Annotated in this window: 10 protein-coding genes; 4 read left to right on the forward strand and 6 right to left on the reverse strand. The window is 29.4% G+C overall.

What is annotated here, in order from left to right:
- Window positions 1-202: 202 nt before the first annotated feature.
- The 3 genes from BLV91_RS16645 to mobV form a co-directional block, all read right to left on the reverse strand.
- Window positions 203-478, reverse strand: coding sequence for a Txe/YoeB family addiction module toxin (locus BLV91_RS16645; RefSeq protein WP_091435322.1), 276 nt, complete (start codon window positions 476-478; stop codon window positions 203-205).
- Window positions 475-729, reverse strand: a complete 255-nt coding sequence (locus tag BLV91_RS16650) for a prevent-host-death protein (protein WP_091435324.1) — start codon at window positions 727-729, stop codon at window positions 475-477. The genes BLV91_RS16645 and BLV91_RS16650 overlap by 4 nt, the downstream gene beginning before the upstream one ends.
- Before the next feature lie 385 nt (window positions 730-1,114).
- Window positions 1,115-1,876, reverse strand: a complete 762-nt coding sequence (gene mobV, locus BLV91_RS16655) for a MobV family relaxase (protein WP_091435325.1) — start codon at window positions 1,874-1,876, stop codon at window positions 1,115-1,117.
- Between the two features lie 617 nt (window positions 1,877-2,493).
- Here mobV and BLV91_RS16660 point away from each other — a divergent pair.
- The gene (locus BLV91_RS16660; RefSeq protein ID WP_091435327.1) at window positions 2,494-2,721 is read left to right on the forward strand and encodes a hypothetical protein; all 228 of its coding nucleotides are present in this window, start codon (window positions 2,494-2,496) and stop codon (window positions 2,719-2,721) included.
- 2 nt (window positions 2,722-2,723) lie between these two features.
- Here the strand turns inward: BLV91_RS16660 and BLV91_RS16665 are convergent, their stop codons facing one another.
- The gene (locus BLV91_RS16665) at window positions 2,724-2,972 is read right to left on the reverse strand and encodes a HigA family addiction module antitoxin (RefSeq protein WP_175514034.1); all 249 of its coding nucleotides are present in this window, start codon (window positions 2,970-2,972) and stop codon (window positions 2,724-2,726) included.
- A gap of 459 nt (window positions 2,973-3,431) precedes the next feature.
- Between BLV91_RS16665 and BLV91_RS16670 the strand changes: the two genes are divergently transcribed.
- The 3 genes from BLV91_RS16670 (at window position 3,432) to BLV91_RS16680 (ending at window position 5,403) form a co-directional block, all read left to right on the forward strand.
- Window positions 3,432-4,178, forward strand: a complete 747-nt coding sequence (locus BLV91_RS16670) for a ParA family protein (protein WP_091435330.1) — start codon at window positions 3,432-3,434, stop codon at window positions 4,176-4,178.
- 54 nt (window positions 4,179-4,232) lie between these two features.
- Window positions 4,233-4,550 (forward strand): hypothetical protein, encoded by a 318-nt coding sequence (locus BLV91_RS16675; protein ID WP_091435332.1) that lies wholly within the window; start codon window positions 4,233-4,235, stop codon window positions 4,548-4,550.
- A gap of 151 nt (window positions 4,551-4,701) precedes the next feature.
- Window positions 4,702-5,403 carry a hypothetical protein gene (locus BLV91_RS16680; RefSeq protein WP_091435334.1) on the forward strand — a complete coding sequence of 234 codons (702 nt, stop codon included), beginning with the start codon at window positions 4,702-4,704 and terminating at the stop codon, window positions 5,401-5,403.
- 276 nt (window positions 5,404-5,679) lie between these two features.
- On the opposite strand, the gene BLV91_RS16685 is transcribed toward BLV91_RS16680, so the two are convergent.
- Entirely contained in the window at window positions 5,680-6,600 is a 921-nt protein-coding gene (locus tag BLV91_RS16685; protein ID WP_091435336.1) for a glycosyltransferase family 2 protein, read from the reverse strand.
- A 158-nt stretch (window positions 6,601-6,758) separates the two neighbouring features.
- On the reverse strand, window positions 6,759-7,712 hold the full coding sequence (locus BLV91_RS16690; RefSeq protein ID WP_091435338.1) for a replication initiation protein: 954 nt from the start codon (window positions 7,710-7,712) through the stop codon (window positions 6,759-6,761).
- Between the last annotated feature and the right edge of the window lie 388 nt (window positions 7,713-8,100).

Below are 8,100 nucleotides of genomic sequence, written 5' to 3' on the forward strand. Positions count from 1 at the left end.
AAAAAAAATTGTTGAAGGAAAACCAAAAGGGGAATCAAATTCAAGCCAATTATGAAAACAAAAAAACAAAAGAAAGAAAAAAAAAGAACACACCAAGGGGGGCGGGAGGATCGAAATTTGGCGCTTTTTAAAGCCTTGGATCACTCTTATTTGCTCTAACGTGTAAATTTGAATAAAAACAAAAATAACGTCTTAAAACGCTTTATTTTAAGTAATGACCAAAAGCGGTTAAAACTAGGACTGTTATAATTTCGTCTTGAACTTTATAAACTAAACGATGCTCTTTGTTTATTCTCCTGGAAAGGATTTCTTCGTTGTAGTGTTTTAATTGCTCAACTTGTCCAGTTCCAGTGCGTGGATGTTCTTGAAGTTCTATAAAAAAAGAAGCGAGTTTCTTTAATACTCGTTTGTCTCCACTTTTCTTTAGGCGTTCGATATCTCTTAAAGCTTCATCGGTAAAGTTGATTTTATAAATCATAGCCCAAGTAAGGTTTTAAAATCTTCAGAACTTTTTATTTCTGTTATTTTACCTTGCTGACTTTCTTTCAAGGAATGGTTTATTTTAGCATAAAATTCCGCTTCGGTTAACAGAGTTTCCTCCCTCTGAACAGCTACTAATTTATAGCTCTGATTCTTTCCTCTTTGAACAATTACTTGCTCATTTTTATCTATTAAATCAAAATATTTTTTTTGATTATCTCGAAATTCTCTACTACTGATCACTATCATAATTTTTATTTTTTAAGTGTACCATTTAGGTACAAAGTTAGTGAAAAATATTTTAAAAATCGATAAGATCATTATACCAATAATTTTCTGACGGGTTTTTTATGGCGGGGAATAACTTAAAAACTTGGTCAGTCATTTCGTAGGTAACTAGTAGTTTCATTAAATCCTCAATTTAACCACCAGTTCCATTTTCAATTGCTTTTAAATCTTGCTCAGAACCCCCCACTTCTTTTAAAATATCGTTTGGGCTTAGGTTCATTTCTTTTTAATTTAAGATGACATCCTAAAATTCGCATCAATTCCTCTAAATTTCTTGTGTTTTTCATACTGCTAATTTTTAGTATTTAAAGATACGCTTTTTTGAAAGTAACCAAAAGGGGAAAAATTATTGTCTAAATCTTTTGTTTTTGGAATTTTTCAGCTCTTTTAAGTTTAAATCTAATGTTGCAGTTTTAGCGTATTTTTTTATCATTTGAGTTTTTTGAGCTGCTGGAATTAATTGAATTCTATCTAAATCTAAATTTTCAACTTCTTTTCTAGTTTTCTCCAGTTCGTCATAGAATTCTTTGGTGGTAACATGATTGTTTTTTGAGTTTTCTTCTCCTCGCTCGAGTCCAAAAGCCTTCATTTTTTCAGAATATCTATCCTGAAATGCTTTCAATTTATTTCTGTCTCCTACCACTTCCTTAGCAGAAAGACGGCCATCCTTGGTTAATGGAACTACAATTGCATGAAAATGAGGTGTTTTTTCATCTCGGTGTAACTCTAATTTTACAATGTTTTCTTTACCAAATTCTTCTTGCAAAAAGGCTTCATTGGCACGAAGCCAAGGAGTGTATAATTCCGCACTTTGATTAATTTTCATTATCTGGTCATGAGTGCCGGACAAAATCAAAGAAAGAAATTTAACGGCATCTTTTCGTATGGCAGTTTTCCCAGTATAACCTTTCTCAATTCTCTTTAAAACGGCCTTACCTAAGCTCATTCCTTCATACCCTGTTTTAAATGATTTGTTATGTTTTTTCATTTCAGGGTTAGCATGTGGGTAGGTGTGTTTCATTCCTTCAGCTCTCTCGATATGATTACCTAAATTCCCTCCAGTGGAAGAATGTTTTTGTACATGTAAAACAGCGTATTGTTTTCCCATAGGGCATAAAAAATTAAATTGAAAATTTCATTTTTTCGGGTTTCAAAAGGGTGTCCCTTTTGCCTATGACTTCGGCACGAAGTCTAATAGGCTATACCACGCAATTATAAATACAAATATAATCTTAAATTTTGTTTCATTTTCATTTATCAAAAAAACGTGTCCTTTTTTAAGATGAGTCAGAATATTAGTTTTGAAAAAAATTAAAAAAAAATATTTTTTTTCAGACTTGGTAGATATTTATAAATAAAGCTGGGGAACATACTAAATTTTATGTCACAGATTCTTTTTTGAAGAAACATAACCTTTGATTTAAACTATTTGAAAAACGATATATAGTAAACAGCGAATAAAAAAATAAGACCTAAAGGGCATAATAATATTAAAAACAAAAACTATGAATTTTAAGAAAAAAACAAAACAAAAAATTAAAAAAATTTTGCTAAAAATTGCTGAAATTTTAATAAATTTAATCACCACAATAATCATTGAATGGTTAAAAATGAAATTAGGAATTTAGTTATATTCTTAATTTACTATTGTACATTTATCTTGCTTTCCTTCCCTTTTGTTAATCAAAAAGGGAGGAGAAAAAGCATGAAATATTTATAAAAAGTATGGAATATTTTCACCCCTTTTCAAATGAATTATTTGAGCGAAAATGGAAAGCTAAAACCAATAAAGAACGGTTTAAAGGCGGTGCATTTATTGACCCAGAGGACGAACAATGGAAGCAGAACAGCAAAGATTTATATTTTAAATCGATTTTAGAGTTTGATCCGTGGGAAGAACCACACGGAGCAAAGCGCAAAATACAACTAATAGCACAATCCTTTTTTGATTAAATTTAAGCTTGTAATTTACTTGCTTCTTCTAAATCATAAGTCGCTTGTAGGCGCATAAAAAACGCTGCTGAAACTCCAAAAACAGCCTCAATTTTTAATGCCATATTATGCGAAATTGATGCATAACCGTTTAAAATTTTTGAGATATTGGTTTCTGTAGTATCTAACATTTTAGAAATTTCACTTACGCTTAATTTTCTACCCTCAACCAGTTCCATTTTTAATATTGCCCCTGGGTGGACATTTCTCATTTTTGGTATCATAATAAAAATTTATTAGGTTCTTCTCTAAATCGTTAGGGTTATCTTCAAATTTAAACAGTACTCTGTAATTTACTTCCCAATAGGACTACCTATTTATTACGATTCTAATAAATAGGTAGTCCTATTGGGAAGTAAAACTCTTTTTTTAAGTCATGCCGTAAAATAAAAGTTATAAAAATAAAAAACCCAGTAAATATGGGATTTAACGTGCTTATATTTCCCGAAATAAATACTTCTTTCTTCCCCTAATACTTTTAGCTAAAAACACTATATTTTTCATTACTACAGCATAATTATATAGATTTATTTTTATCTTTTTCAAAATGTAAATTGCGAATATAATTCATTTTAATACTTCTATAAATAGTTACTTAGTAATAAAGATAAACATAAATTACTAAGTAAACATAAATTACTATCTTTGTTAAGAAACTAAAAAACAGCTTAATGGGAAAAGTAATAAGTATAAGCAATCATAAAGGCGGAGTGGGAAAAACTACATCTGCAATTAATATTGGAGCAGGTTTAAATAAATTAGGAAAAAAAGTACTGCTTATTGATTTAGACCCGCAAGCCAACTTAACGCAAAGTTTAGGGTTGACAAATCAAGAGAGAACTATTTACGGTTCTTTGAAAGGCGAATATAAATTAGAGCCAATTTCCATTCTTAAAGATTTGGATATTGTACCCTCGACTTTGGATTTATCTGGAGCAGAAATCGAATTGAGCTCAGAACCTGGAAGAGAATATATCTTGAAAGAATTAATAGAGAATGTGCGCAGCGAGTACGATTATATAATTATCGATTCTCCGCCCTCTTTAGGACTTTTAACCATCAATTCGTTTACTGCAGCTGACGAAATTATTATTCCTTTGCAAGCGCAATTTTTAGCGATGCAAGGACTCTCAAAATTGGTAGAAGTAGTCGAAAAAATCAAAAGCAGATTAAACAAATCTTTGAAAGTTGGAGGTGTTTTTATCACGCAATACGATGGAAGAAAAGTATTGAATCGTGATGTATTTGAAACAATCAACGAGCATTTTAAAAGCGAAGTTTTCAAAACTAAAATTAGAGATAACATTGCATTAGCAGAAGCGCCGGCACAAGGCTTAGACATCTTCCGTTATAATTCTAAAAGTAATGGAGCAGAGGATTATTTAGCATTATCTAAGGAAATATTAAAACGAAAGTAAACATAGTAATATAAATAAACATATATTATTAAGTAAACACAAACATATAAAGTTATGGCAAAGAAAAGTTTTTCAGGCGGTTTAAATTCGTTGCTTGGCGATACCAAACCAAGCGAACCAAGCGAACCAACCGCAGAACCGAAAGAACCAAAAGCAGCTAAAAAAGAAATTACGAAGAGTTCTCAAATTGGAACTAAAGCAAAAGAAACGAGAGCTACTTTTATTGTAAATGAAGATTTATTAGAGAAATTGAAAGCTTTAGCTTATTGGGATAGGGTTTTAATTAAAGATATAATTAATCAAGCATTGGAGGAACATATTTCTCGTTACGAGAAAAAGAACGGTGAGATTAAAGAAATGCCTAAAAAGTAGTTTTATATTTACAATAAATATAAGTGTTTTTTTATATTTAAGTTAACAAACATTTGTAGAGTTTTAAAAATTGTTAAAAAATTAATTATTTTTTAACAGATAAAAACCTATATTTGAAATTAAAATTAATACTTAACCTTAAATTAGAAAAATGAAAAAAATAATTATTTTTGCCTTGGTCTTTAGTTCTTTATTATCTTGTACTAATGATAAGGAAGATTTATCATCTAATTTAGACGCAGGTCTAAAAAAAAATGTAGATGTTCAAAATGTTATAAATTTCACATATGCTGGTAAATCATACTCTTCTACGTATACTTTTAGTAAAGATTCATCTTTGGTATTAGAAAGTCAAATAGCCAACAATGTGTATGCTAAATTACAAACAAATAAAGAGTTAGCAACTTATGTAAATAAAGATCAAAGTATTCAATTTTATGATAATTATAAAAATTTAGAAGAAAATTTAAATTTAAGACAAAATTCTTCATCTTCAAGTTCCCTTACAGCAAAATCCTCTATGATAAATGATGGTGAAATTATTTTTTATCAAAACAATAGAGATAATGGAGGTAATATTTTTACCTATCCGGTGTATGATAATGGCATATCTGATTCGGATGTGGGGGTTTCTTATGGATACAACGATCAGGCAAGTGCATTTTATATTCAAGTTGGTACTTATAATAAATATACGGTCACTCTATTTAGAGACCCAAACTATGGTGGAAGATCAATAAGCTTCGCAGTTCCTTTAGAAAGGTATGAGGGAAATTTAAAAGGCTATAGATGTGGACCAGGAAATACTTGGAATGACCAAATGTCTTCCTTTAAAGTAACGGTTAATAATTAATCGGACATTAGTTATAAATTGAAAGAGGCTGTCTGAAAAGATAGCCTCTTTTTTTTTAAAATATGATTGGATTCCTAAGTAATTAATAATATAACAAAATCAATATTAATCTCTACTAAATTCCTTTTAAATACGACTTTTTTCTTACAAAGTAATTTGTGATTTGAGACATGGTTGTACACATAAAAGCCATGTAAAATGAAGTTTTAAGAAGTATTATACCTTTAAGTGACTTGAAACTTAATCCTTTTTATAAGGCTAAATAATTTTAACTATTTATAACTTTATTTGCTTGTTTTTAATTGACTTTGCAGTTGAAATACCACTCAAAAGTAAAAATAAATAACCTCGGTTTTTTTTACTGAAAGGACTTTTAATTAGAAAAATAAATAAGTGTAGAATATAAAAAAAGGAGTATTTTATAAAACCTAAATTTTTTTGTATGCTATAAAATTGAGAAATTTTCAGCTCATTATATAAGCTTTGTGAGGTTTTGGTACTTTTTCCCTTTAAATGAATGTACTGTGCCTTCGGAATCAAAACCACCTGTTTTTTTAAATAGTTTTTTACCCGAAAGGCTAAATCTTTTTCTTCGTAATAAAGGAACATATTAGTATCAAATCCACCAATTTTCACAAAGTCTGTTGCCACACAAGTAAATAATGAACCTGCGACGGCATCTACAACCATAGGTTCATTTGAATTTACAATTCTAGAGGGGTACTTTTTTTTATTAATGAATTGCAATAATGAATTACTGAAAATTTCACTTTTAAGACTCAAGCCATAATCGAATCCTTTGAATTTTTCATTATTTTCATTTACGGCTTGGCATCCAACTATACTCGTATGCTTGTTCTTATTTAAGAATTCAATCATTGTTGTGATACAATCTTCTTTTAAGATTACATCACTATTCATAAATACATAATATTCACTATTTGCGTATTGAACGCCAAGCGTATTGCCTCCACCAAAGCCTAAGTTAAATTTGCTTTTTAATAACGTTAAGTTTAAGTTTTTAATTTTATCAATACTATTTTTTAATTCTAGATAATCAGAATTTTCACTTGAATTATCAACAATTATTATTTCAAAATTTTCTAAAGAAATAACGTGTTTTTCAATTGATTTAATTGCTTGAATGGTTAATGGTGCTGTATTGAAGTTAATTATAATAATAGAAGCGACAATCATTTTATTTTTCTTATTAGTTAATTTATTAGTAGATCAAAATATAAATCCAAGAATGTGTTTTGGAATTAATTTAAGGGGTATAGGCTTAATATATAGCAATAGGACAAAGTTTATTACTCTAATAGTCTTTCTATTCGTATGACATTTATAATTGTGGATTAAACATGCCCTTTCTTTTTAAAAACACCAGCTAAATAGGCTGCTTTATTTTCAATCGCCTTACCTTTTTGCATTTGTTCAATTAGGTTGTTTTTTTCGGATACAAACTCTTTCCAATATTTAACTGCCCACAGCTCCGCTAAATCATCACGTATTCCGATAGCTTTAATATTTTCAATTTTCTGAAGTAATTCAGCATTTTTCTTCTGCTTTTCTATATCTCCTCTAAAATCAATTTCCATCTGAGCAAGATTAGGCTTAGTAGCTCCACAATAAATTATAATTGTATCAAATGCTCGTCCTCTTATTTTCTTTAATTCATAATCAAAGGTAATATTAGTATTCTCATTAATTTGTTTTTTTGCTCGATCTAAAACCTCACTTTTAAACATACTAACTTTAGAGTATTGTTCAGCTTGCTTACCTTTTGGATCTTTTAGTCCGAGCATTTCTTTAAATTCTCCTAAATCAAATCGCTGACCACCTGTTCCTCTCCATTGACAACACAAACTATAGATGCGTTTTGCGTGTTTTGAAGTACATGAAAGGACAGATTTCAATTCTAAGAGTGTGAAATTATTCTTTAAATCAAAAAAATACGGACGAGCCGATTCGTTTATTTTCATATAAAAACTTCCTGTACCATCAAGGTATTGAACTTCATTAAAAAGCACAATTTGTTTTAACCCTTTAGGCATTTGAATTTCAAAAACTCTGGACAATAGATTTTCATTTCCATCTTTTAATTGTTGGTAATTCCATTTTCTACCTGTAATTAGCTCAATATCCTTTACTCGAATATGATATTCTTTTCCCATTTCGTCCTCTTCATTTAAAGTAGCTAAAAGCATAAAAAGGACATCTAATTGACAAGCTGAAAAATCATAACGGCCTGACGTTATTGTATTATGTTGTTTTACTAATGCTTCATCAGTAACTCTTGAAAGTTCCATAGCTTTAAATTTGTAAGTTTTTTCAAAGATATAAAAAGAAAAGTATTAAAAGAAACACTTTATTTAAAACTTTCTTTTCGCTTATAAAAACTTTCCTTTCGCTTATAAAAACTTTCCTTTCGCTTATAAAAACTTTCCTTTCGCTTATAAAAACTTTCCTTTCAAGCTGTAAAGCACTGGTTTTATTGGGGTTCCCGAGAGGTCAAAGTATTTAAAGCTTTTAAAGTATTCAAACAGTAGCGCATATGAGGAAAATTTGTTTTGTTTTTGGAATTTTATTTGGTTGTACCGCTAAAAAAAATTGTTGAAGGAAAACCAAAAGGGGAATCAAATTCAAGCCAATTATGAAAACAAAAAAACAAAAGAAAGAAAAAAAAAGAACACACCA

This window comes from Flavobacterium degerlachei (genome assembly GCF_900106645.1).
Classification (GTDB): domain Bacteria; phylum Bacteroidota; class Bacteroidia; order Flavobacteriales; family Flavobacteriaceae; genus Flavobacterium; species Flavobacterium degerlachei.